The sequence below is a fragment of the Pseudomonas sp. MWU12-2037 genome (genome assembly GCF_023242345.1).
GTDB classification, from domain to species: domain Bacteria; phylum Pseudomonadota; class Gammaproteobacteria; order Pseudomonadales; family Pseudomonadaceae; genus Aquipseudomonas; species Aquipseudomonas gingeri_D.
Genome location: NZ_JALLIZ010000013.1, coordinates 122,213 through 145,711, shown reverse-complemented (window position 1 = coordinate 145,711; position 23,499 = coordinate 122,213). Strand labels below are relative to the sequence as shown.

At 61.6% G+C, this 23,499-nt stretch carries 17 protein-coding genes; 9 read left to right on the top strand and 8 right to left on the bottom strand.

Features of this window, described 5'->3' with window-relative positions:
* Nucleotides 1-38: 38 nt before the first annotated feature.
* The 5 genes from M5B42_RS22420 to M5B42_RS22400 all read right to left on the bottom strand — a co-directional run bounded on the left by M5B42_RS22420 (nucleotide 39) and on the right by M5B42_RS22400 (nucleotide 7,259).
* The gene (locus M5B42_RS22420; RefSeq protein WP_248747055.1) at nucleotides 39-1,175 is read right to left on the bottom strand and encodes an alpha/beta hydrolase; all 1,137 of its coding nucleotides are present in this window, start codon (nucleotides 1,173-1,175) and stop codon (nucleotides 39-41) included.
* Nucleotides 1,176-1,288: 113 nt separating this feature from the next.
* The gene (locus M5B42_RS22415) at nucleotides 1,289-4,219 is read right to left on the bottom strand and encodes an EAL domain-containing protein (protein ID WP_248747054.1); all 2,931 of its coding nucleotides are present in this window, start codon (nucleotides 4,217-4,219) and stop codon (nucleotides 1,289-1,291) included.
* 383 nt (nucleotides 4,220-4,602) lie between these two features.
* Nucleotides 4,603-5,619, bottom strand: a complete 1,017-nt coding sequence (locus tag M5B42_RS22410) for an ABC transporter substrate-binding protein (RefSeq protein WP_248747053.1) — start codon at nucleotides 5,617-5,619, stop codon at nucleotides 4,603-4,605.
* Nucleotides 5,612-6,385, bottom strand: coding sequence for an ABC transporter ATP-binding protein (locus M5B42_RS22405; protein ID WP_152740776.1), 774 nt, complete (start codon nucleotides 6,383-6,385; stop codon nucleotides 5,612-5,614). Before M5B42_RS22405 ends, M5B42_RS22410 begins: the two co-directional genes overlap by 8 nt.
* A gap of 1 nt (nucleotide 6,386) precedes the next feature.
* Nucleotides 6,387-7,259 carry an ABC transporter permease gene (locus M5B42_RS22400; protein WP_248747052.1) on the bottom strand — a complete coding sequence of 291 codons (873 nt, stop codon included), beginning with the start codon at nucleotides 7,257-7,259 and terminating at the stop codon, nucleotides 6,387-6,389.
* 330 nt (nucleotides 7,260-7,589) lie between these two features.
* On the opposite strand from M5B42_RS22400, the gene M5B42_RS22395 reads away from it, so the two are divergent.
* Complete coding sequence (locus M5B42_RS22395; RefSeq protein ID WP_248747051.1) at nucleotides 7,590-8,678, top strand: LLM class flavin-dependent oxidoreductase; 1,089 nt, start codon at nucleotides 7,590-7,592, stop codon at nucleotides 8,676-8,678.
* Nucleotides 8,679-8,788: 110 nt separating this feature from the next.
* On the opposite strand, the gene M5B42_RS22390 is transcribed toward M5B42_RS22395, so the two are convergent.
* The gene (locus tag M5B42_RS22390; RefSeq protein ID WP_248747050.1) at nucleotides 8,789-9,583 is read right to left on the bottom strand and encodes a class II aldolase/adducin family protein; all 795 of its coding nucleotides are present in this window, start codon (nucleotides 9,581-9,583) and stop codon (nucleotides 8,789-8,791) included.
* A gap of 120 nt (nucleotides 9,584-9,703) precedes the next feature.
* The gene (locus M5B42_RS22385) at nucleotides 9,704-10,609 is read right to left on the bottom strand and encodes a LysR family transcriptional regulator (RefSeq protein ID WP_248747049.1); all 906 of its coding nucleotides are present in this window, start codon (nucleotides 10,607-10,609) and stop codon (nucleotides 9,704-9,706) included.
* A gap of 218 nt (nucleotides 10,610-10,827) precedes the next feature.
* On the opposite strand from M5B42_RS22385, the gene M5B42_RS22380 reads away from it, so the two are divergent.
* The 8 genes from M5B42_RS22380 to M5B42_RS22345 all read left to right on the top strand — a co-directional run bounded on the left by M5B42_RS22380 (nucleotide 10,828) and on the right by M5B42_RS22345 (nucleotide 21,213).
* Nucleotides 10,828-11,436 (top strand): cysteine dioxygenase, encoded by a 609-nt coding sequence (locus tag M5B42_RS22380; RefSeq protein ID WP_103498422.1) that lies wholly within the window; start codon nucleotides 10,828-10,830, stop codon nucleotides 11,434-11,436.
* The gene (locus M5B42_RS22375; RefSeq protein WP_248747048.1) at nucleotides 11,433-13,016 is read left to right on the top strand and encodes a rhodanese homology domain-containing protein; all 1,584 of its coding nucleotides are present in this window, start codon (nucleotides 11,433-11,435) and stop codon (nucleotides 13,014-13,016) included. Before M5B42_RS22380 ends, M5B42_RS22375 begins: the two co-directional genes overlap by 4 nt.
* Before the next feature lie 127 nt (nucleotides 13,017-13,143).
* On the top strand, nucleotides 13,144-14,112 hold the full coding sequence (locus M5B42_RS22370; RefSeq protein WP_248747047.1) for an ABC transporter substrate-binding protein: 969 nt from the start codon (nucleotides 13,144-13,146) through the stop codon (nucleotides 14,110-14,112).
* Nucleotides 14,113-14,140: 28 nt separating this feature from the next.
* Entirely contained in the window at nucleotides 14,141-15,487 is a 1,347-nt protein-coding gene (locus tag M5B42_RS22365) for an LLM class flavin-dependent oxidoreductase (protein WP_152740770.1), read from the top strand.
* A 2-nt stretch (nucleotides 15,488-15,489) separates the two neighbouring features.
* Complete coding sequence (locus tag M5B42_RS22360; RefSeq protein ID WP_103498426.1) at nucleotides 15,490-16,494, top strand: ABC transporter substrate-binding protein; 1,005 nt, start codon at nucleotides 15,490-15,492, stop codon at nucleotides 16,492-16,494.
* A gap of 27 nt (nucleotides 16,495-16,521) precedes the next feature.
* Nucleotides 16,522-17,709 (top strand): acyl-CoA dehydrogenase family protein, encoded by a 1,188-nt coding sequence (locus tag M5B42_RS22355; RefSeq protein WP_248747046.1) that lies wholly within the window; start codon nucleotides 16,522-16,524, stop codon nucleotides 17,707-17,709.
* Nucleotides 17,706-18,665, top strand: coding sequence for a D-isomer specific 2-hydroxyacid dehydrogenase family protein (locus M5B42_RS22350; protein ID WP_248747045.1), 960 nt, complete (start codon nucleotides 17,706-17,708; stop codon nucleotides 18,663-18,665). The genes M5B42_RS22355 and M5B42_RS22350 overlap by 4 nt, the downstream gene beginning before the upstream one ends.
* A gap of 415 nt (nucleotides 18,666-19,080) precedes the next feature.
* Nucleotides 19,081-21,213, top strand: a complete 2,133-nt coding sequence (locus tag M5B42_RS22345; protein ID WP_248747044.1) for a TonB-dependent receptor — start codon at nucleotides 19,081-19,083, stop codon at nucleotides 21,211-21,213.
* Between the two features lie 2 nt (nucleotides 21,214-21,215).
* On the opposite strand, the gene M5B42_RS22340 is transcribed toward M5B42_RS22345, so the two are convergent.
* Nucleotides 21,216-23,489: a molybdopterin guanine dinucleotide-containing S/N-oxide reductase gene (locus M5B42_RS22340; RefSeq protein ID WP_248747043.1), complete on the bottom strand. Its 2,274-nt coding sequence runs from the start codon at nucleotides 23,487-23,489 to the stop codon at nucleotides 21,216-21,218.
* Nucleotides 23,490-23,499 lie beyond the last annotated feature (10 nt).

The following is a 23,499-nucleotide window of genomic DNA, read 5'->3' as shown; positions in this document are numbered from 1 at the left end:
GTAGACCGATCTGCTAGCGCACCAAGATCCGGCCATGACTACTTCAACCGCCCCGCCCCCTCCAGCCAACCTGGCGCGCCTTTCAGCAACCATTCGGTGGCCGCGGGATTGTGTTTGATGCGGCTATCGAGAAACGCCACACCGATTGCCTGAATCGCGGCCACTTGCTTGGGATCCGGGGCCGGTTCGCCCACCATCGAACTATGGACGCCACCGCCGGGCTTGGCGCCACCGTGCTTGTGCCCTCTACTCTTGGGAGCATCGCCGGACGGGTCGCTGCCCTTGTCGGCTTTTTTCGACGGTCGGTTGAACAGTTCGGTACCGGACAAGGTCTTGTGCGTCGCTTTGTTCAGCTCCAACTGAACGCTGCCGGCCATCGTCACCGACTCGCCCAGCACCTGTCGCTGGCGATAGGAACTGACCCAGTTGAACGGATCTTCATCCTCCTGACCGGTCATCGACAGCACGGGCGCCGACATCTGGGCGAACACCTCTGGCCGGGCGCCGGCTTCCACATAAGGGCTGAGCAGCAATACCGCCTTGGGCTGAATCGCGACGCCCGACGTAGCGCCAGGTTCCAGCGCCCCGGCCAGTGCCTCAGCGGTCTGTGCCCCTAAATCAAAGCCGGCCACCACGACCTGGTCCCAGTCGATGGCCGCCAGTTGTGCGTCGCCTTTCGCGGCCCGGGCCCGAACCTCAGTCAGGACTTTCTGCAAGGTGGACAGCCTGTCGCGCAAGGCGGCGGCGGTGTAATGAGTGCTCGCCACGCCACGGAAGTCGCCATCCAACGCCTGCGCCGAGGCAAAAATCGACTGATCATAGGCGTGCCCTTGAACAGACAGCACCGCATAACCGGCTTGCGCCCAAGCCTTGCGCCACTCCACACCGCCCGAGGCCGGCTCACCCAACCCCGGCAAGTAGATAATCAACGGCAGGCGCTCATGGGTAGCCGGCGCCAACCAGGCCACATCCACCGATTGCTGATCGAGTTGCCAGATGGCGCCCCAACCGGTTGTTTCGTTGTGGGACGGTTGATAGGCGCTGGCCAGGTCTTTATTGACCAGCTCGGTGAATTCGATTCGCGGGTCTGGCGGATCGCCCGCGCAACCAGAGATCAATCCCAGGCTGCCCACTAAGGCGCCCACCGCTAGCCAGTAACGAGGTTGAAGGTTCATTCGATTCACAAAGTCGTCAAGATCAAGATGGTGAGCAGCGTAACCGAGCCTCTGGCGAACGAGACACAAGGGCAGGTAAAGAATGGGTAAAGGGTGGCGGGAGAAGCTGGGGGTTACGCGTCTGCGCTGCCGCTCCAGCCAAGAACCGATCCGCTGCCAGAAAAACACCCCATCAACGCCTGCAACCCCATCGGTTTGGCAAAATAGTAACCTTGGGCCTGTCCCGCGCCCATTTCACGCAGCAATTCGAGCGTCTCGGCGTCCTCGACCCCTTCGGCCACCACGTTCAGGTCCAGGGATTCGGCCATCCGCACAATCGCCCGGACAATCGCGCGACTGCGGGCACTGCTGGTCAGTTCGAGGATGAACGACTTGTCGATCTTCAAGCCGCTGAAACGGTATTGATGCACGTAGCTCAGGGATGAAAAGCCCGCACCGAAGTCATCGAGCACCACCGACATGCCGTTGTCGGCCAGCTGTTGCATGGTGCGTCGAGCCAGCGCCGGCTCCGCCACCAGGGCACCTTCGGTCAGTTCCAGGCAGATCCGCGACGGCGAGACCTGGTGCCGCGCCAGCAGTGCAAGCACATCGCTGGCGAAGTCCGGGCGCGTCATGCTGTAGCTCGAGCAATTGACGTGTACCGGTGGCCAATGGGCGTGCTGGGGCTGGGCGAGGATCACGGCAATGCTGCTCAGCATGTACAGGTCCAGTCGACCGATCAGGCGCAATCCCTCGAAGTCCGGCAGAAACTCGCCCGGCGCGACCACCCGCCCGCCCGGCTGATGCCAGCGGACCAGCGCTTCAAGGGCCAGCAGCTCACCGCTTTCGACGCTGACAATCGGCTGGAAATACGGCAGCAGTTCGTCAGTGCGCTTGAGGGCGTTGCGCAAGGCCCCTTCACGCTCGACCTGGTCCGAGACTTCGCGGCGTACTTCCTGGTTGAACACCGCGTAGCTGTCGCGCCCGGCGCTCTTGACCCGGTACATCGCCGCATCGGCATCGCGCAGCAGGTCGGCCGGCTCCTGATGGAACTGGCTGTCGGCGCTGACAATACCGATACTGCAGGACGAAAAGACTTCATGGCCATTGATGAAAAACGGCAGGTCAAACGCCACCAGGATCCGTTCGGCAATGTCGATCACCCTGTCCAGCGGCGCCTCGGGAGCCAGTACCGAAAACTCATCACCGCCCAGGCGCGCCAGCATGTCGGAGTCACGCAGGCAACCGCGCAAACGGTCGGCGGCCTGCATCAGCAGCAGATCGCCGAAATGATGGCCGAGGCTGTCATTGACCATCTTGAAACGGTCGAGGTCGATGAACATCACCGCCAGGTGCCCGCCTTCGCTATCGAACCGTGACCAGGCCTGGTTGAGGCGCTGTTGCAGGTAGGTACGGTTGGCTAGCCCGGTCAGCGCATCGTGGGAGTTTTCGTGTTGCAGCTTGGCATTGGCATGATCGAGTTCGCGGGTGCGGTTCTGCACCCGGGCTTCGAGCATGAGGTTGGCAGCGTGGATCGCTTCGGCGGCCGTGCGGCGCGACAGCGCGGTGTCGATGTGTCGCGACACGAACGTCAGCAACTCCTGGTCACGCAGGGTGTAGCACACCTGCGAGGTGTAGCTCTGTACGGCAAGCACGCCCCGCACCACATCGCCATCGAACAAGGGAATGCCCAGCCAGGAGTAGGCGCGGACAGACTCATGGGCCCTTTCGGTTTCACCGCTCGCCGATAAGCGCTCGGACTCGCCGGCATCGATCAGGCAGGGTCGACGCTGGCGGATAACGTACTCGGTCAAGCCCCGGCGCCCGCGCCGGGCCACCGGGTGGGTGGTCAGTCGCTCATCGACATAGTAAGGAAAGGTCACTTCGCCAGTCGCGTCGTCGAACAGCGCAATGTAGAAGTTCTGCGCGAACAGCAACTCGCCGACGATGCCATGCAGGGTTTGAAACAACTCGGCCATGTCGCCCGGCTGGCTCGACAGTTCGGCTATCTGGAACAACGCGCTCTGCAGGTGTTCGGCGCGCTCGCGATCAAGCACCTCCTGCCTCAAGGCATCGTTGAGTGCCGACAGCTCCAGGGTACGACGCATCACCGTCTCTTCCAGGTCCGCCCGGTGCAGGATCCGGTCCAATGCCATGGCCACGTGGCGGGCCACCACCAGAAACAGCGCGCGGTCTTCGGCACTGTAGATACGGGCCACGTCGTAGACCTGCATCGCCAGCATGCCAAACACTTCATCCGAGGCATTTTTCAAGGGTGCGCCCATCCAGAACTCGGGACGATCACCCACGCAGTGGAAACGGCCCTCGGCCTGGGCCGCGAGAATGCCGGCGGAGTCGATCAGCAGTGGCTGGCCGGTGGTCAACACCTGGCCGGTCAAGGACAGGTGCCCAGGGTCAAGGTATTCGTAGTTCTCGGCTTCAAGGGCGTCCACGTCGATAATGTCGACGTAGTACGGGTAGTCGATCTTGCCACTGAGCGGGTCATACAGCGCGAGGTAGAAGTTCTCGGCGTCGATCAGGCTGGCCAGCAACTGGTGAACCCCCACCAGAAACACCGAACGGTCGCGGGTTGAACTGGCCAGGTAGGTAATCTCATACAACACACGCTGAGTGACCTGCGCACGGGCCAGGGTATTGGTCTGTACCTCAATGCCCAGGCGCTGGGCAAACTCGGCGAGCGCCGGTTCCGCGGCGTCCTTGACGGGCGCGAGCAGCCAGCCCAGCACGTTTTCGCCTCTGCCCGTCGGCCAGCGGTGCAACCGGCGGGTCAGGCAAAAGGCGTCAAACGCTTCATGGGCGACGCTCGAGGGCCACTGCAGCGAGGGGTCGCCCTGCCCGACCCGGTGCATTTGCTCTCCGGCGCGGTAAACCACCCAGGCAGTGGTATGGGCCCAGTTGCGCGCTGAGTCCAGCAAGTCTTCGATCCTGTCCTCGTTGCCAACGTAGGCCATGCCAACCGTACCCGGGGTCCCTTTTAGTTGAGAAGCGACAATATCGCAATCGTTCGATTGCAGCGGGGAGTCGGTCAATGGACGAACACTCATCTGCGCTCCCTGAGCCAAAAATTGAAGACACTTACTGATTACTAGCAATGTGCCTTCCAAGTAAAGCTTATAGCGCTTGTTTCAAACGTTTATTCGTTTGGGTGCCAACCGTGGCTGAAGCGCCCCCACGCAGATAGCATATTGCCTCTATTGGTTCGTTATGAGAATGACCGTCCGGCATGAGCTTTTTCAGAGCTGGCCGGTTGGGCCGCTCAGACCAGCCTGGCGCCCAGCGCTTCAGTGAAAATGGGGGGATTGATCGGACCGGGTGACAGCGTGTTGACCCGTATCGGCGCCAACTCCAGGGCGAGGCCTCGGGCCAGCGCTTCCATTAGACGCGGACGCAGATTGTATCGGCGCCCGTGAGTCCGTCTTCAGAACGATCAGTTGGGATTTGTGGCTGTCGATGTCGATCGACTCAGCGCCACCGACTCATTCGAAAACACCTGCGCATCGGTGAATTTCTCCACCTCGACCCGATGGGGAAAGATCTTCTTCTCGACGAAAAGATCATCCACCTGCTGCAACGCCTGCAGATCCCTCGCCTCTACCGGCAACAACGACTCATCCCCCCAACGGCGCAGCAACTGAGAAACCTCAAGGGGAATATCATTGGCCTTGGCAAACACCCGCGCGTATTCCTCGGGATTTTTCTGCGCCCATTCAAAAGCCTTGGCGAAACGCTGCAACACATCGCCCAACGCCCTGCGCTTGAGGGGATCGGCAAGCACTTCATCGGACGCGGTGATAAAGGTCAGCCCGGTATTGATCCCCTCCCCGCTGATCAGCACCCTGGCGCCTTTCTGCTCGGCAAATGCCTGATAGACGCCGAAGGTGGCCCAGGCTTCGATCTTCCCGGCATTGAAGGCGGGTAACGCATCCGTGGGCAGGACAAAACCGACCTTGACGTCTTTCTCATCCACTCCGGCATTGGCCAGGGCACGAATCAGCAGGTACTGGGAAATGCTGCCACGGGCGGACGAGACCACCACATTGTGCCCTTTCAGGTCCGCGACGGTGTGAATCGGTGAATCGGGTGGCACCAGGATCGCAATGCCCCGGGATTGGCTGCGGCGTACGGCAACGATACGCAAGGCCGTGCCCCCCGTGGCCGCGGCCAGTACCGGCGTGTCACCGGCCGGGCCCAGGTCCACCGCGCCGGCGCGCAAGGCTTCGAACAGCGGCGCGGCACCCTGGAAGTTGGCCCATTCAACCTTGTAGTCGATGCCTTCCAGGGCGTGGGCCGCTTCTACCACCGTGCGCAAACCCTTGGCCTGATCACCCAGGATCAAGGTCACACCCGATAAATCAGAATGGGTTTTCGGGGCCTCGGCCGCTTTATCACAGCCCCCCAGCAACAACGCGGCCGCCACCAGCATCAACAGTCTCAACTCAACCATGGGCAAACCGCCGCACGCCACTGGCAGCCGCTTGCCCCACCGCCGCCGGGACGTCCACTTCAACCCCGAGAAGACTCAGCAAGCGTGCCCGGATCGCCTGGAAGCCGTCCTGACCCGTGTCCCGCGCCCGAGGCAGATCGATGGTCAGTTGCTCGGCAATCTTGCCATGGGCCAGGACGATCACGCGGTCGGCCAGCAAAATCGCTTCGTCAACGTCGTGGGTGACCAGCAGCACGGCCGGCGTATGCTTGCGCCACAGTTCGATAATCAGCCGATGCATCTTGATCCGGGTCAAGGCGTCCAGCGCGGCGAAAGGTTCATCCAGCAACAGCAGCTTGGGTTCGCGCACCAGACCACGGGCCAACGCCACGCGCTGGGCCTCCCCACCGGAGAGCGTCGCCGGGTAGGCGTCCAGTCGATGGGCCAGCCCTACCTCCGTCAACGCCTGCACCGCGCGTTCCCTGGCATCGGGAATGCGCAGTCCGAGGATCACGTTTTTCCAGGCCCGCTTCCAGGGCATCAGCCGCGGCTCCTGAAACACGGCCGCCCGGGCCTTGGGCACGCGCAACTGGCCGCTGTCGATGCTGTCCAGCCCGGCCAGGCTGCGCAGCAAGGTGGTCTTGCCGGAGCCGCTGGCGCCCAGCAGGGCGACAAACTCGCCAGGGGCGATGTCCAGGTCCAGGCCGTCGATGACCCGTTGCTGACCGAACTGGCGCACCACATTGCGCAACTGTACCGGTGCCGCCAAGGATTCGATATTCGACATGTCAGTTCCTCACGAAAGATGGGCGCCAGGCCAGGGCGAAACGTTCCAGGGTGCGGATCAGCCCATCGATCAGCAGGCCGAGGACGCTGTAGATCAACAGGCAAATCACAATCACGTCGGTGCGCATGAAGTCCCGCGCATCGCTGGCCAGGAAGCCGATACCGGCGGTGGTGTTGATTTGCTCGACGAACACCAGGGCCAGCCAGGAAATCCCCAGGGAATAGCGCAGGCCGACAAAAAAAGAAGGCAACGAACCCGGCAGGATCACATGCCAGATCAACTCGCGGCGATTGAGCCCCAGGGTGTTGGCGGCCTCGATCAACTTGGGGTCGATGTTGCGGATACCGGAAAACAGGTTGAGGTAGACCGGGAAGGTGGTGCCGGTGACGATCAGCGCGATCTTGGTGAACTCGCCGATGCCGAACCAGAGGATGAACAACGGCACCAGGGCCAGGGAGGGAATGGTGCGCAGCATCTGCATCGGCGAATCGAGGATCACCTCGCCACGCTTGGACAGACCGGTGATCAGCGCCGCCGCCACACCGATGCTGACGCCAATCCCCAGCCCCAGCAGCGCCCGTTGCAGGGATACCAGCAGGTGCTTGCCCAACTCGCCGGAAACGATCATCACCCACAAGGTACCGCCGATCTGCGACGGCGCGGCGATGATCCGTTGCGGGATCAGCCCCAGCTCGGAGGCCAACTCCCATACCAGCAGCAACACGATCGGGCTGACCAACCGCAATAACACCTCGGGGGTGCGCCAGTTGCGCAACCAGGGGGGCACCAGTCGTGACACACCTTCAGGCTCGCCCTGGAAGCGAGCCGCCTTGTCGATGGAAAACGAGCTGGCATTCAGGGGTTTTTCATTCATCGGGCTTCCGTCCTCACAAAAAACACGGCCAGGAGCGCCGTTGCAGCTTCATGCTAGTCGCATAAAAAACCTCAGTGAAATTCTTTTTGGGAATAACCTAATATGATTAAAAATAAGACATAAAATCAAAACAATAAATTATTTGCATAATAAAGCCAGCCTCGCCGCCCACACCGACCTCGACCAACAAAATGCACATTTCTGATAAATATAATTTCTTAAAATTCTACAAATTAATAATTAACTTAGAACAAAACGGCATTTTACAGCCCCGCCCCCGCCCCCTACTTTCGACCCCTACAGAGCGCCCCTACCCACAAGGAACTGAGCATGAGCATTGAATTTATCGGCTACATCGGCGGCCACCACGCTTCGGAGATCCATCCCCGCAGTGGCCCGACCTTGCAACCCGACTACGTGGAAACCGTCGCTCGCGCCCACGAAGCGGCCGGCTTCGACCGTGCCCTGGTAGCCTTCCACTCCAACAGCCCGGACAGCACGCTCATTGCCTCCCACGCGGCCAGCGTGACCAAAAAACTGCAGTTCCTGATTGCCCATCGGCCCGGTTTTGCCCAGCCGACCCTGGCCGCTCGACAGTTCGCCACCCTGGACGTGTTCAACGGCGGGCGTACCGCCGTTCACATCATCACTGGCGGCGACGATCGCGAACTTCGGGCCGACGGCAGCCATATCGACAAGGACGAACGCTACGCCCGCACGGATGAATACCTGAGCGTGGTGCGCCAGGAATGGACCAGCGAGAAACCCTTTGCCCATGAAGGCATCTACTACCAGGTCGAGGGTGCCTATTCGACGGTGAAGTCGCCGCAACAGCCGCATATCCCGTTGTACTTTGGTGGTTCTTCAGCGGCTGCGATCGCCGTGGCCGGCAAGCATGCGGACGTGTATGCGCTATGGGGGGAAACCTACGAGCAAGTGCGGGAAGTGGTGGCCCGGGTACGGGCTGAAGCCGCCAAACACGGACGGACGATTCGCTTCAGTTTGTCGTTGCGGCCGATCCTGGCCGAAACCGAGGAGTTGGCGTGGCAGCGTGCGGAGCAGATCCTGCAACAGGCTACCGCCCTGGCCGAGCAGAACGGTTTTGTCCGGCGCGAACCACCGAACGAAGGGTCTCGTCGCCTGCTGGCGGCGGCGGCCCAGGGTTCGAGGCTGGATAAACGCTTGTGGACCGGGATTGCCGGACTGCTGGGGGCACAGGGTAATTCGACGTCACTGGTGGGCACGGCGGAACAAGTGGCAGAGGCCCTGCTCGACTATTACGACCTCGGTATCACCACCTTCCTGATTCGCGGCTTCGACCCCCTCAATGATGCCATCGACTATGGCAAGCGCCTGATCCCCCTGACCCGCCAGTTGGTGGCGGAACGCGAGCGGCAAGCGGCTGAAAAGGTCGCATAGAGCGGCCTTTTTGAAAGCGTCGGGTTCGACCTTTTGTACTCGGGTTGATCCCCTTGCAAAACCCACCTTTCCCTCTCGGGAAGGGTGGGCATCAACTCACCCATGACCGATCAATGCTTGTAGTCGGTATCGGTACGTTCCAGCTGCCGAATCAACGCATTCCAATGCCGCGCCACCCCCGGCCCTTCTCCGCTCTTGAACACCTCGGCCTGCTTCTCAACCTTGGCCACCACCTCGGCCGGCGGAAAGATCAGTTCGGCATTCCCCGCCGCCTGCGCCGCGATCTGAATATTGCACGCCCGCTCCAGGCCCTGCAGTTGCTGGAACGCATGCTCGACACTGATCCCCGCCGTCAACAAGCCATGGTTGCGCAGGATCATCACGCTCTTGTCCCCCAGGTCCGCCACCAGGCGCTCACGCTCATCCAGGTCCAGGGCCACGCCCTCATAGCCGTGGTAAGCCACCCGCCCGGAAAAGCCGATGGAGTGTTGGGAAATCGGCAACAACCCACTCTTCTGCGCAGACACCGCAATGCCGTCGCGGGTATGGGTGTGCAACACCGCTTGCAGGTCGGGACGAGCAGCATGGATGGCGCTGTGGATCACATAACCGGCGTAGTTGATGCCCAGCCCGGTCGGGTCGTCGACGAGGGTGCCATCGATGTCGACCTTGACCAGGTTGGAGGCGCTGATTTCATCGAACAGCAGGCCGAAGGCATTGATCAGGAAATGCTCCTCGGGTCCCGGCACCCGGGCTGAGAAATGGGTGTAGATGTGATCGGTCCACTTGTACAAGGCCGCCAGCCGATAGGCCGCAGCCAGCTTGACACGGACCTCCCACTCTTCTGCAGTGACTCGCAGTCGGACATTGTTCGAAACGCTGGATAACGGACTGACGCTGCTCATGGCAAAACTTCCTGGATGGCCTTAAGGACTTCCAGGCAAGCCTATGGGATGGAAAAAAATAATAAAAAGCACATTTTAATCTAAGCTAATTATTATTTTTTTTCATATCCAGCAGCGCAATCATGCGGCGTTTCTGACTTTGTGCAACGACGCCGCCACCCGTTTGCCAAAGGCATCCACCGGCCCTTGCAGGTTGCCGAGGAAGTGCGGGTAGATCAGCCACAGGTCCATCACCGGCTTGAAATCCTTGAGGGGCATGACCGCCAGTTGCTCGCGATGGACGCTGCGTTCCAGCAACGGCCGCGGCACCAGGCCCAGCCCCAGGCCGTCAGCCACCAAGCCTAACTGCAACTCGGTACCGAAGGTTTCCAGGTTGACCCGCAAGGCCAGGCCCTGGTCCGACAGGGTGCGTTGCAGCCCGGCCCGGAAGCCGCAGCCATCGGGATTGAGAATCCAGCCGTTCTGGTAGACATCCGCCAGCTTGCACGGGCGCTTGGGCAACTGGGCCTTGGCGCACACCACCACCAGTTCCATCTTGCCGATGGATTCACCGATGATGTTGTCCGGGAAGATCTTGCCCGCCGGAAACAGCGCCGCCGCCGCGTCCAGTTCACCGCGCTCGATCTTGCCGACCAACTGGCTGCCCCAGCCCGTGGCCACCTGGGCGCGCAGATCGGGGTATTCGGTGCGCAGGTGCTTGAGGGCGTCCAGCAGCACCACGTCACCGATGGTTTGCGGCACGCCCAGGCGCAACAACCCGGTGGGCGGTGCATCGGTGGCCACCAACTCGCGCAATGCATCCATCTCCCGCAGGATCATACGGCACTGTTCATACACCCGGGTTCCGATCAGCGTAGGCTTGAGAGGCTTGGTGTTACGGTCGAACAACTCCACTCCGAGCGCCTGCTCGAAGTTCTGCACGCGGCGGGTGATCGCCGGCTGGGTCAGTTGCAACGACTCGGCGGCATGGCTGATGGACTGGCAACGAATCACTTCGACAAAGGCATCGATATCGTCAATTTTCATTTGGCCCGCACATAGAGAACAGTCATTAAGATGTGTGAAAAGCATAGTGAGATAAACGACGCCTGGATAGCCCACCCACCTATCGATAACGCCTAATGCCAGTCAAACCGGTTCTAAATTACTTTCAGCTATAACCTAATCATTAAAAAATAGCATATTAACTATAAACATTATGCTTAGATAACCCATCACCACGAATCACCCACGATGGAACTGCCATGACCCAGGCCCGACACCCGGAGAGACTCAGAGCATTCATAGGCGCCCTGGCGGAATTGATCGACGGCAACCCTCGCGAAGGCGATCTGCTGCACCGCGGCGGCAAGCTGTTGGCGCAACTGGTCAGCCATGATGACTGGCTGCCGGACGAATTTGCCCAGCCCAGCCCCGAGCGCTATCAGCAATTTCTGCTGCATGCCGATTCGCGGCAGCGTTTCAGCATCGTCAGTTTCGTGTGGGGGCCAGGGCAAAGCACGCCGATTCATGATCATCGGGTGTGGGGGCTGATCGGCATGCTGCGCGGCGCCGAGTATTCCCAAGGGTTCGAACGCAACACCGACGGCACGTTGAGCGCCGAGGGCAAACCGATCCGGCTGGAACCGGGCCAGGTCGAGGCCGTCTCGCCGAAGATCGGTGACATCCATCAAGTCAGCAATGCCTTTGCTGACCAGGTGTCCATCAGCATCCATGTCTACGGTGCCAATATCGGTGCCGTGCGCCGTGCGGTGTATCAGCCCGACGGCAGCGAGAAATTGTTTATTTCCGGTTATTCCAACGCCTTTCTCCCGAACATCTGGGATTTGTCCAAAGAGAGCCCTGCCCAATGAGCACTGTATCGAACCGCACCTTCGCCCAGATTCGCCAGGCCCTGTTGGACCATGAAGAAGTCGCCCTCGTCGATGTACGCGAGGAAGCACCTTTCGCCGAATCCCACCCTCTGTTCGCCGCCAATATCCCGCTGTCCAAACTGGAACTGGAGGTTTACTCGCGCATCCCCCGCCGCGATACCCAGGTGACGGTCTACGACAACGGCGAAGGCCTGGCGAAGATCGCCGCCGAGCGCTTGCAGGCGCTCGGCTATACCCGGGTCAGCCTGCTGGCGGGCGGTCTTGATGGTTGGCGCCGCGCCGGTGGCGAGCTGTTTATCGACGTCAACGTGCCCAGCAAGGCCTTCGGCGAGCTGGTGGAAAGCCGCCGCCACACCCCGTCCCTGGCGGCGGAAGAAGTCCAGGCGCTGCTCGACAGCGAGGCCGATGTGGTGGTGCTCGATGCCCGGCGTTTTGATGAGTACCAGACCATGAGTATTCCCACTGGCATCAGCGTCCCCGGCGCCGAGCTGGTGTTGCGCGCCCGCGAGCTGGCGCCGGATCCGGCCACCCATATAATCGTCAACTGCGCCGGGCGCACCCGCAGCATCATCGGCACCCAGTCGCTGATCAATGCCGGCATCGCCAATCGGGTATTCGCCCTGCGCAACGGCACCATCGGCTGGACCCTCGCCGGCCAGACGCTGCAGCACGGTCAGTCGCGACGCTTCGCCCCCACCTCGGAAGAACATCGCCAGGTCGCCGCCCAGGAAGCTCGCCGCGTTGCCGACAAGGCCCGCGTGGGCCGCGCCACCCTGGCCGACCTGCAAGGCTGGCAGCAGCAAGCGGCGCGCACCACCTACCTGTTCGACGTACGCACCCCGGAAGAATACGACGCCGGTCACCTGCCCGGCGCCCGCTCGACGCCGGGCGGCCAACTGGTGCAGGAAACCGATCATGTCGCCAGCGTGCGCGGTGCGCGCCTGGTGCTGGCCGATGACGACGGTGTAAGGGCCAATATGTCCGCCTCCTGGCTCGCCCAGTTGGGTTGGGAAGTGCATGTGCTGGATGACCTGCAACCGGCTCATTTCAGCGAGCAAGGCCCGTGGCAGGCACCGGTCCCGGCGCCTCGGCAGGCCGAAGTCATCAGCCCGCAGACCCTGGCCGAGTGGTTGACCCACGGCGACACCGCCGTACTCGACTTCACCAGCAGCGCCAACTACGTCAAACGCCACATTCCCGGTGCCTGGTGGGCCCTGCGCGGGCAATTGCCGCAAGCCCTGGCCAAGGTGCCGGCGACGCAGCGCTATGTACTGACCTGTGGCAGCAGCCAACTGGCGCGCCTGGCGGTGGCCGAAGTCGAGGCCCTGACCGGCAAGCAGGTGTTCCTGCTGCAAGACGGCACCGCCAGCTGGATTGCCGCACAACTGCCGCTGGAAGAAGGCGAGAGTCACCTCGCCTCGCCGCGCATCGACCGCTATCGCCGCCCCTATGAAGGCACCGACAACCCAAGGGAAGCCATGCAGGCCTACCTGGACTGGGAGTTCGGCCTGGTGGAGCAACTGGCCCGCGACGGCACCCATGGCTTTTTCGTGATCTGAGTCCCCCAGGCTTCTGCACCGCATGCCGGGCAGCGCCGTTTGCCATACCACACATTGAATTCAACCCGACCCCTTTCTCCAGGCGGAGGTGACACGAAACATCAAGCTTCGCCTGGAGCACGCTGTCATGCGCTTTACCCAACCGTTCAAGCACCTGCTGCTCGCCAGCGCCCTCGCGTTCGGCGCGGCGAGCCACGCCGCCGACCTGCAACCGCTGTTGGTGGCCAATCAAAAGTCGACGATCAAAGTGCTGCTGGAGGTCTCCGGCGAACTGGCCGACGTGCCCTACGAGATCCAGTTTTCCGAGTTCCCCGCCGCCGCCCCGCTGGGTGAAGCACTGAATGCCGGTGCCGTGGATATCGGCGCCTTGGGCGATGCACCCTATGTCTTCGCCCTCGGTGCCGGTGCGCCGCTGAAGGTGGTGAGCATCATCCACGCCGAGGGGCGCTACACCACGGCCATGCTCACGCTGAAGGATTCGCCGCTGAACACTGCCGCTGATCTCAAGGGCAAGCGTATCGTCACCACCCGCGGCTCCATCGGCCACTTCCTGGCGATCAAGGCGCTGCGCAGTGTCGGCCTGAGCACCCAGGACGTGCAATTCATCTACCTGCTACCCAGCGAGTCGCGCCTGCTGCTGGACAACGGCAGCGCCGACGCCTGGGCGACCTGGGATCCCTACACCACCATCGCCACCACCCAGAGCCAGGCCAAGGTCCTGGTCAGTGGTGACAGCCTGCTGACCAACCACTTGTACCTCGCGGCCACCAGCCAGGCCATTGCCGGCAAGCGCCAGCAACTGGACGACTTCGTCGCCCGGGTCGATCGCGCCTATCGCTGGAGCAATGCCCATCCCGAAGCCTATGCCGCCGCCCTGGCCAAGGTCACCGGCCTGCCCCTGGCGGTGCATATAGCCGTGGCCAAGGCCACCCATATGCAACCGGTGGCGATCGACGACGCGGTGATCAGCGGCCTGCAAACCACCGCTGACATCTACCAGGAAGAAGGGCTTCTCACCCGACACATCGACGTCTCCCAAGGCTTCGACAAGAGCTTCAACGCCCAGCGTGCCCCCTTTACCCAAGCTTCTCGATAAACAGCCGTCCCGCTAAAGGAGTGAGAACATGAGCAAACGCCAACTGAAACTCGGTGCGATGGTCCATGGCGTCGGCCATGGCTGGGGCGAATGGCGCCATCCGCAGGCCCAGCCCAACGCCAGTGTCAACTTCGGTTTCTACAAGCAGCAGACACAACTGGCGGAAGGCGCGAAGTTCGACTTCGTGTTCATTGCCGACAGCCTGCATATCCATGAAAAATCCAGCCCCCACTACCTCAACCGCTTCGAACCGCTGACCATCCTTTCGGCCCTGGCGGCGCTGACGTCGCACATCGGCCTGGTGGCGACCGTGACCGTCAGCTACACCGAACCCTTCCAGGTGGCACGCCAGTTTGCCTCCCTTGACCATATCAGTGGCGGCCGCGCCGGCTGGAACGTGGTGACCTCCTGGCTCAGCGGCACCGCCGACAACTTCGGCAAGGCCGAGCATCCGCCCCATGCCGTGCGCTATCGCATCGCCAAGGAGCACGTGGAAGTGGTCAAGGGCCTGTGGGACTCCTGGGAGGACGATGCCTTCGCCTATAACAAGCAAAGCGGCGAGTTCTTCACCCCCGGCAAGCTGCATGCCCTGGAACACAAGGGTGAGTTTTTCTCGGTCAAGGGCCCGCTGAACATCGCCCGTTCCCGCCAGGGCCAACCGGTGATTTTCCAGGCCGGCACCTCCGAGGCCGGGCGTAACTTTGCCGCCGAGAATGCCGATGCGATTTTTGTCCACGCCGAGAACTTCGACGAAGCCCGTGCCTATGCCCAGGACCTGAAAAAGCGCGCCCGTGGTTTTGGCCGAGATGCCGATCAGCTGTCGATCCTGCCGGGCATCCGGCCGATTGTCGGCCGCGATGAAGCCGAGGTGGAAAGCCGCTATCAACAAGCCGTGGAACTGGTGACCGTCGAGGATGCCATCGTAGCCCTGGGTCGGCCGTTCAACGACCATGATTTCAGCCAATATCCACTGGACGCGCCGTTCCCCGAATTGGGCGACCTGGGCTCCAACAGCCAGAAAGGCGGCTCTGACCGCATCAAACAGCTGGCCCGGGACGAAGGCCTGACGTTGCGGGAAGTGGCGCTGCGCTTTTCGCGCCCCAAACGTGATTTCGTCGGCACCCCGGAGCAGGTCGCCGACGCGATCCAGACCTGGTTCGAAGCGGGCGCGGCCGACGGTTTCATTATCAACTCGCTACTGCCGGATGGCTTGCAGTCCTTCACCGAACAGGTGGTGCCCGTGTTGCAGCAACGTGGTCTGTTTCGCAGCGAATACAGCGGCGTCACCCTGCGCGACAACCTCGGCCTGGAGGTCCCGGCCAATCGCCATAGCCTCGCCCTTGAATCCGAAGCGCAACAGGAGGCACTGGCCTGACCATGATGAACACGATCATCCAGGGACAGCTCAATCGTCGCGGTTTCCTGACCGCCAGCTCCGTAGCCTTGGCCGCACTGGGGTTGTCGACCCTGGTGCCACGGGCGCTGGGGGCCACGGCAAAACTTTCGGAGCTGACCCTCGCCGTCGCCAGCTACCGTGGCCAGGACTCCTATTTCACCGACGATGCCGGCACCTCCGATACCCCCTACAAAGTCGACTATGCGGAATTTGCCGGCGGCAACCTGATTGTCGAGGCCTTGGCTTCAGGCAGCCTGGACATCGGCGGCATGAGTGAAATCCCGCCGATCTTCTCGATCCAGAGCCATCGCGAGCCCAAGCTGATCGCCGTCCTTCAAGGCGACGTGAACAACCAGGTGATCCTGATCCCCAAGGACTCGAAACTGGAATCCGTCGAGCAACTGAAGGGCAAGCGGGTGGGCTATGTACGCTCCACCACGTCCCACTACTTTTTGATCAAGGCCCTGAAGGAACAAGGGCTGACCTTGAACGACATCACCGCCGTGGCGCTCACCCCACAAGATGGTTTCAGCGCGTTCCAGAGCGGCCAGCTGGACGCCTGGGTGATCTACGGCGTGTTTATCCAATTGGCGAAATTTCGCAGTGGCGCCCGGGTGCTGAAAACCGCCCTGGGCTACCTCTCGGGCAACTACCTGATCGCGGCCCGCCCCGCCGCTCTGGAGGACCCTCTGCGCAAACAGGCGATCCAGGACTACCTGCAGCGCGAAGCGCGCACCCTGGAGTGGATGAACAACAACCCCGAGCCCTGGGCCGTGAAATCGGCGCAACTACTGGGGGTGGATAAAGCGGTGTTCCTCGACATGTACAACAGCCGCAGCCAGCCCTACAAGCTGATCGAAGTGAATGAGCAGGCCATCGCTTCGCAGCAAGAAGTGGCGGATCTGTTTTTCAGCGCCGGGGTATTGAGCCAGCGGTTGGATGTCAGCCCGTTGTGGGATCGGCAGTTCAAGTTGCTGCCGATATAAACACTATTTTGATCGAGTGAGCCGACCATGAGCCTTTCCTCTCAACAAACGCCACTGCTGCGCTCGGTGGCAGTGGCCAATTTCGAAGCCTTGCTGGAACGCATCAGCAGTCAGTTGGCCGCCACCGCTCATCTTTACGACGAAAGCGGCGCCTTCCCCCATGACAATTTCAAGCTGTTGCACGAACACGGCCTGGTGGCCCTGACCGTGCCCAAGGCCCTGGGCGGTGGCGGCGCCAACCTGGCCCAGGCGCGCAAGGCCATCAGCGCCATTGCCAAGGGCGAGCCCTCCACCGCCTTGATCCTGGTGATGCAGTACCTGCAACACACCCGTTTGCAGGACAGCAAAACCTGGCCTCCGGCCTTGCGCACGCAGGTGGCCGAGGACGCGGTGAGCAAGGGGGCGCTGATCAACGCCTTGCGCGTCGAACCGGACCTCGGTACGCCAGCCCGTGGCGGCCTGCCGGCGACCATCGCGCGCCGCACCTCTGCCGGCTGGCGGATCAGCGGGCGCAAGATCTACTCCACCGGCAGCCACGGTCTGACCTGGTTCAGCGTCTGGGCCCGCAGCAACGATGAAGACCCGCTGGTCGGTGCCTGGCTGGTGCACAAGGACACGCCCGGCATCAGCATCATCGAGGATTGGGACCATCTGGGCATGCGCGCCACCTGCAGCCACGAGGTGGTATTCGACAATGTCCTGGTGCCGCTGGATCACGCCGTCAGCGTCAGCCCCTGGAGCGCACCGCAACCCGAGCTGGATGGCGACGGCTTCCTGTGGATGTCGGTACTGCTTTCATCGGTCTACGACGCCGTTGCCCAAGCGGCTCGGGACTGGCTGGTGGGCTGGCTGGAACAACGCAAGCCCTCCAACCTCGGCGCGGCACTCTCGACCCTGCCGCGCTTCCAGGAAACCGTCGGGCATATCGACACCTTGCTGTTCGCCAACCGCAGTCTGCTCGATGCCGCGGCTGAGGGACACACGTCCACGAGCAACGCCGCGCAACTGAAATTCCTGGTCACCGGCAACGCCATCCGTGCCGTCGAACTGGCCATCGAGGCGTCCGGCAATCCCGGCCTGTCACGCCACAACCCCTTGCAACGGCATTACCGCGACGTGCTCTGCAGTCGCGTTCACACGCCGCAGAACGATGCCGTGCTGCAAGGTGTCGGCAAAACCGTCTTCGCCCAGCGCCAGCCAAAGGAACGCCCATGAGCCAGCTTGTGATTGCCAGCCAATTGGATGAAGACCTCAACGAGGTGGTCCGCCAGCGCCTCGCCCAAGCGCACCCGGGCGTGCGCCTTGTCGGCGTCCCGACCGGGGTACCCAGCGACCTGGCACCCGAGGTCAGTATCCTGCTGGCGCGGCCGATCAATGTACGCGGCTACCTGGCGCCGGACACCCCACCGCCGGGCTGGCCCTATGGGTTGAAATGGATTCAGGTGGTGTCTTCCGGTATCGACTTCTACCCCAAATGGTTCTTCGACGGCCCACCGGTGAGTACGTCACGGGGCAGCGCCGCCGAGAACATCGCCGAATTCGCCCTGGCCGCGATCTTCGCCGCCGCCAAGAGTCTACCGGACATCTGGGTGCATGACTCACAGTGGAATTTCACTGCGCTGACACCGCTCAAGGGCACCACCCTGGGGATTCTCGGCTTTGGTGCCATCGGTCGCAGCCTCGCGGCCAAGGCCCACGCCCTGGGCATCAAGGTGCTGGCGTTGCGTCAGAGCCAGACGCCCTTCGAGGTGGAAGGTGTCGAGGCCGCGCGGGATATCCATGACCTGTTTGCCCGCGCCGATCACCTGGTGCTGGCCGCCCCCCTGACCGGCGCGACCCGGCATATCGTCAACACTGCCGTGCTCGCCAGCGCCAGGCCCGGCCTGCATCTGATCAACATCGCGCGTGGTGGCCTGCTTGACCAGGGAGCGTTGCTTGAAGCACTGGAGAACGGAACGATCGGCCTCGCCTCGCTGGACGTCACCGAGCCCGAACCGCTGCCGGACGGACATCCGTTCTACGCCCATCCACGGGTTCGTCTATCACCCCATACGTCGGCGATTTCCAGCAACAGTGGTCACGAAATTGCCGACAGTTTCCTCGCCAATCTCGAGCGCGTCCTCAACGGCCTGACACCAGAGAACCTGGCGAACGTGCAGCGCGGGTACTAGGCACTCCCCATCGTTTGTCATCGCGGGCAAGTCGCGTTTCCACGGGTTATCCATCCCCTGTGGGAGCGTGGCTTGCCCGCGATTGCGTTTTGATTGCCCCACAACAACATCAGAGTTACGCATCTAAATTACAAACTTAATGCCATTTTTTTATAATTAACTTATAACTAATCGGACTTTTACAGCCGCTTACTATACAAATACTGTTACAACCATCACCGACCCCTGACCAGGTGGAGGCCCACGGAACTGCGCGTTTTTTCCGGCCGACACCACTCCACGGTCAACCGCCACACCCAAACCTGAAACCGACTCAAACCGCCACAGCCATGGCTTTCGGATCATGGCCCCGGCAACGCTTTGCCCAAAAAAACATAACGACGCCAACGTCACTTCTACACACCAGGGGTTCACCATGCACGACATCTTCACTTCAAACCGTCTGACGCTGGCCATATCGTTGGCTCTGTTCGGATTGTCGGCCCACGCCGACGAAGACACCAAGGAGGGAGCCCTCCCCGTTGTCACGGTCACGGCCGAACACCACGCCGAGGACTTGCAAAAGACCCCGCTGGCGATCTCCGCATTCGACGAAAAAGCCCTTGAGGACAAGCAGATCAAAAGCATCCGCGACCTTTCCGGGCAAGTACCGAACCTGACCTTGAGCCACCAGTCGATCTCCTATAGCGCGCAGACCTACGGCATTCGCGGCATCGGCGAGACCGATCCGATCCAGGAGTCCGCCGTCGCGGTCTACGCCGATGACCTGTATATCCCGCGGGCTATTTCCTCGATGCTCGACTTCAACGACGTCGAACGTGTCGAAGTCTTGCGCGGCCCCCAGGGCACGCTCTATGGACGTAACAGCAGCGCGGGAGCGATCCGGGTGATCACCCGCGACCCGACCCAGGAAACCCGGGGTTTCTTCGAACTCGGCGCCGGCAACTACGACGCGCAGAACGCCCGCCTGCTGATCAGCGGCCCGTTGGTGGACAACGCCTTGTTCGGGAGTTTTTCGGCGATTCGCCTGAGCCGGGACGGCACCGTTTCCGATCCGACCCGCGGCAAGGACGTGAACAACATCGATATCCAGTCCTACCGCGGCAAGCTGCGCTTCAATCCCATTGATTCGCCGTGGGACGTGCAACTGACCCTGGCCGGCACCTTCGACCGTGGCGACACCACCAGCTACACCCCCTTTGATGCCAACGGCCACTTCGACAAATTCACCAGCTACAGCAGCCTCGATCCGAAGAACCGTCTCGATCAGGGCAGTTCGGTACTGCGCGCCATCTATACGATCGATGACCACTTGAACTTCAAGTCGGTGACCGCCTACTCCGCGTTCAACCAACCCGTGGACTATGACAACTCGGGACAGGCCGCGCTGATTCAGCAGAACCTGATCACCTATAACCAGAACTATGGCACCCAGGAATTCCAGCTCAACGGCAACTACGACGATTTCAGCTTCAGCACCGGCCTGTACCTGTACCGTGAAAAATTCGAAGCCGACCGTGACAGCCTGACCTACTCGATTGCGCGCAACCAGGTGATCGGCCAGGGCCAGTACAGCACCACCGACACCGAAAGCTACGCCTTGTACGGCCAGGGCAGTTACAAGATCACGCCCCGGCTGTCGCTGATCGCCGGGCTACGCTCTACCCATGAACACAAGAACTTCGACTACACCAACTACGCCATCAATACCAACCGGCAGATCACCGGCACCAACTTCACCGCCAATGTGAGCCAGTCCTGGCAATCCACCAGCCCGAAACTCGGCTTCGAATACGCCTGGACCGCGCATCTGAACCAGTACGCCTACGTCGCCAAAGGTTTCAAGGCCGGTGGCTATGACAACCGCGCACCGACCCTGGCCGCCGCCGAACAGGCCTTCTCCCCGGAGGACGTCACCACCTGGGAAACCGGCTTCAAGGGAGACTTCTTCGACCAACGCCTGCGGGCCAACGTCGCCCTGTTCTACAACGACTACAAGGACCTGCAGACCAACGCCTACGACCCGGCGCTGGGCGTGAGCCTGCGGACCAACGTCGGTCGGGCCCACACCTACGGCGTCGAGCTGGAAACCCTGACCGCACTGAGCAGCGACCTGCAACTGACCGCCAACCTCGGCTACCTGCAAAGCAAGTACGACGACTTCGCAAATGCCGGCGGCGCCGGCGTCAATGCCGACGGCAAGCAGTTGGTGTACTCGCCCCGCTGGAACGCCAGCGTCGGCCTCAACTACACCATCCCGATCGGCCTGCCCGGCACCTTGCAGGCCGGCACCGACGCGCAATTCCAGACCAAGTCCTACGCCAATGCGCTGAACGATGATATCCAGGAAATCCCGACACAAACCTTCTGGAACGCCCACACCAGCTATGTCAGCGGCGACGGTCACTGGACCACCACGCTGTCGGTGAAGAACCTGCTCGACCGGGCCTACCCGCAAGCGGTCGGTTATGTGCCCTCCAGCGGTGCTCGCTACTACTCGATCAACGACCCGCGAACCCTGTTGTTGTCGGTACGCTACGATCTCTGATCTCATCCAATCATCGACGGTGGTTCGAAAGCCGATACAGGCGGCAACGCCTGATCCCACTTCCGGACCTCCACGGAGGCAGTTTGCGCCGAGCAACCCTGCGACAGGCTCGAAGAGCCGACATCGGCCGTGATCATGTTCGGGTTGCCATGTTTATCCAGACTGTTTGGCTCACCCTTCACCAACGGGTCGAACCAAGCCCCAGTGGCGATCTGCACGACACCCGGGCGGATTCCATCCGAGACAATCACCCCGGCCAGAAAAGCGCCGCGCTCGTTGAACACCTTGACCACGTCACCATCGACAATGCCCCGAGCGCACGCATCGGCAATATTCAGGGTCAACGGCTCACGCTGCCGGATTTTCGAAGACCGGCTGTAGGTGCCGTGATCGTATTGACTGTGCAGGCGGGTTTTCGGTTGGTTCGACAACAGCTGCAACGGGAACTGCGCCAACGGCTTGTCCAACCACACAGGATGACCGGGGCAATCGGCGTAGCCGAAGCTGGCAATGCGTTCGGAAAAGATTTCGATCCGCCCCGAAGGCGTCGGCAGCGGGTTTGCGTCCGGGTCTTCGCGGAAGGATTTGAGCAATACCGTATCGGTCTCGGGGTAGGCGATTTCAAACAGCCCGTCTTGCCAGAACCGGTCGTAGTCCGGCAGCTCAATCCCCTGTTCCCGCGCCCTGCCGCGGGATTCGTCATAGGTAAAACGTAGCCACGCCTCGGCATCGCGACCCTCGGTAAAGGTTTCGCCGAATCCCAGGAGTTCGGCGATATCCGCCAGGATCGAATAGTCATCCCGGGATTCGCCCACGGGTTCGATAGCCTGCTGCATCGCGATCATGAAGCGGTCCGATGCGGAGCTGCCAATATCGTTGCGCTCCAGTGCCGTGGTGGCCGGTAACACGATATCCGCGTACTTGGCCTGGGCGGTCCAGAACTGTTCATGAACGACGATGGTTTCCGGCCGCCTCCAGGCGACCAGCAACCGGTTGAGATCCTGGTGATGGTGGAAGATGTTACCGCCCGCCCAATAGACCAGGCGGATATCCGGGTAATGCAAGGTCTTGCCGTTGTAATCAAAGGGCGCGCCCGGGTTGAGCAGCATGTCTGTCACCCGCGCTACCGGAATGAAATCCTTGACTGGATTGACCCCTTGGGAAAATCGCGGCCCGGAAAAGGCCTTGCGCCCGCTACCCGTGTTATTCATACAGCCATAGCCCAGTCCGAAACCACCTCCTGGCAGGCCGATCTGCCCGAGCAGCGCTGCCAGGGTTACCGTCATCCAGAACGGTTGCTCGCCGTGCACCGAACGTTGCAGGGAATAAGCAATATTGATCATGGTGCGTTTACTGGCCATGTGTCGTGCCAGTTCGATGATCTGCTGCGCCGGAATATCTGTCAGTGCCTGCGCCCACTGCGGGTCTTTGGGCTGGCCGTCGACATGGCCGAGCAGATACTCGCGAAATCGCGCGTAGCCCACGGTGTAGCGCCGGATGAAGTGCTCGTTGTGCAAACCTTCGCTGACCAGTACGTAGGACAACGCCATCATCAGCGCGGTATCGCTACCGGGGCGAACCGGCAGCCATTGATTGTTTGTCGGCCCAGTCAGATCGTCGCGCAAGGGACTGACATTGACGAACTGCACACCGGCCTCGGACATCGCCTCCAGTGCGCGGGTCAATAGATGCTCGCTGGCACCCCCCGGGCTGGTCTGGGCGTTTTTCGCCGGCAGGCCACCGAAAGCGACGAACAATTCGCAGTGTTGCGCCAGGTTCTTCCATGACGTGTGCGCCGCCAGCAGCCAATCCATATTGCCGACGATGTGCGGCATCAATACCCGCCCGGCCCCCAGGCTGTAGCTGTCCATGCTGAACACATAGCCGCCGAACAGATTGAGAAAACGGTGTAACTGACTCTGCGCGTGATGGAAGCGCCCGGCGCTGCCCCAACCATAACTACCACCAAAAATCGCCTGGTTGCCGTGCTCGGCTTTGACTCTCTTCAGTTCCCCGGCAACCAGCGCCAACGCGATATCCCACGACACTTCGACGAAAGGCTCCTGACCCCGCAGCTCTGGATGAGCGCCGGGGTCAGCGAGATAACTGCGACGCACGGCAGGCCGCATGATCCGTGTCGGCGAAGTCATGGCTTCGGGAATTGAGGCTCCGATGGGCGACGGATCCGGGTCCCACGCCACCGGCACCATCGCCTCCAGTTTTCCGTCGACCACCTGCGGGTGGTACGCCCCCCAATGCAGTGAAGTAAGCCCCATGGTGCGATGA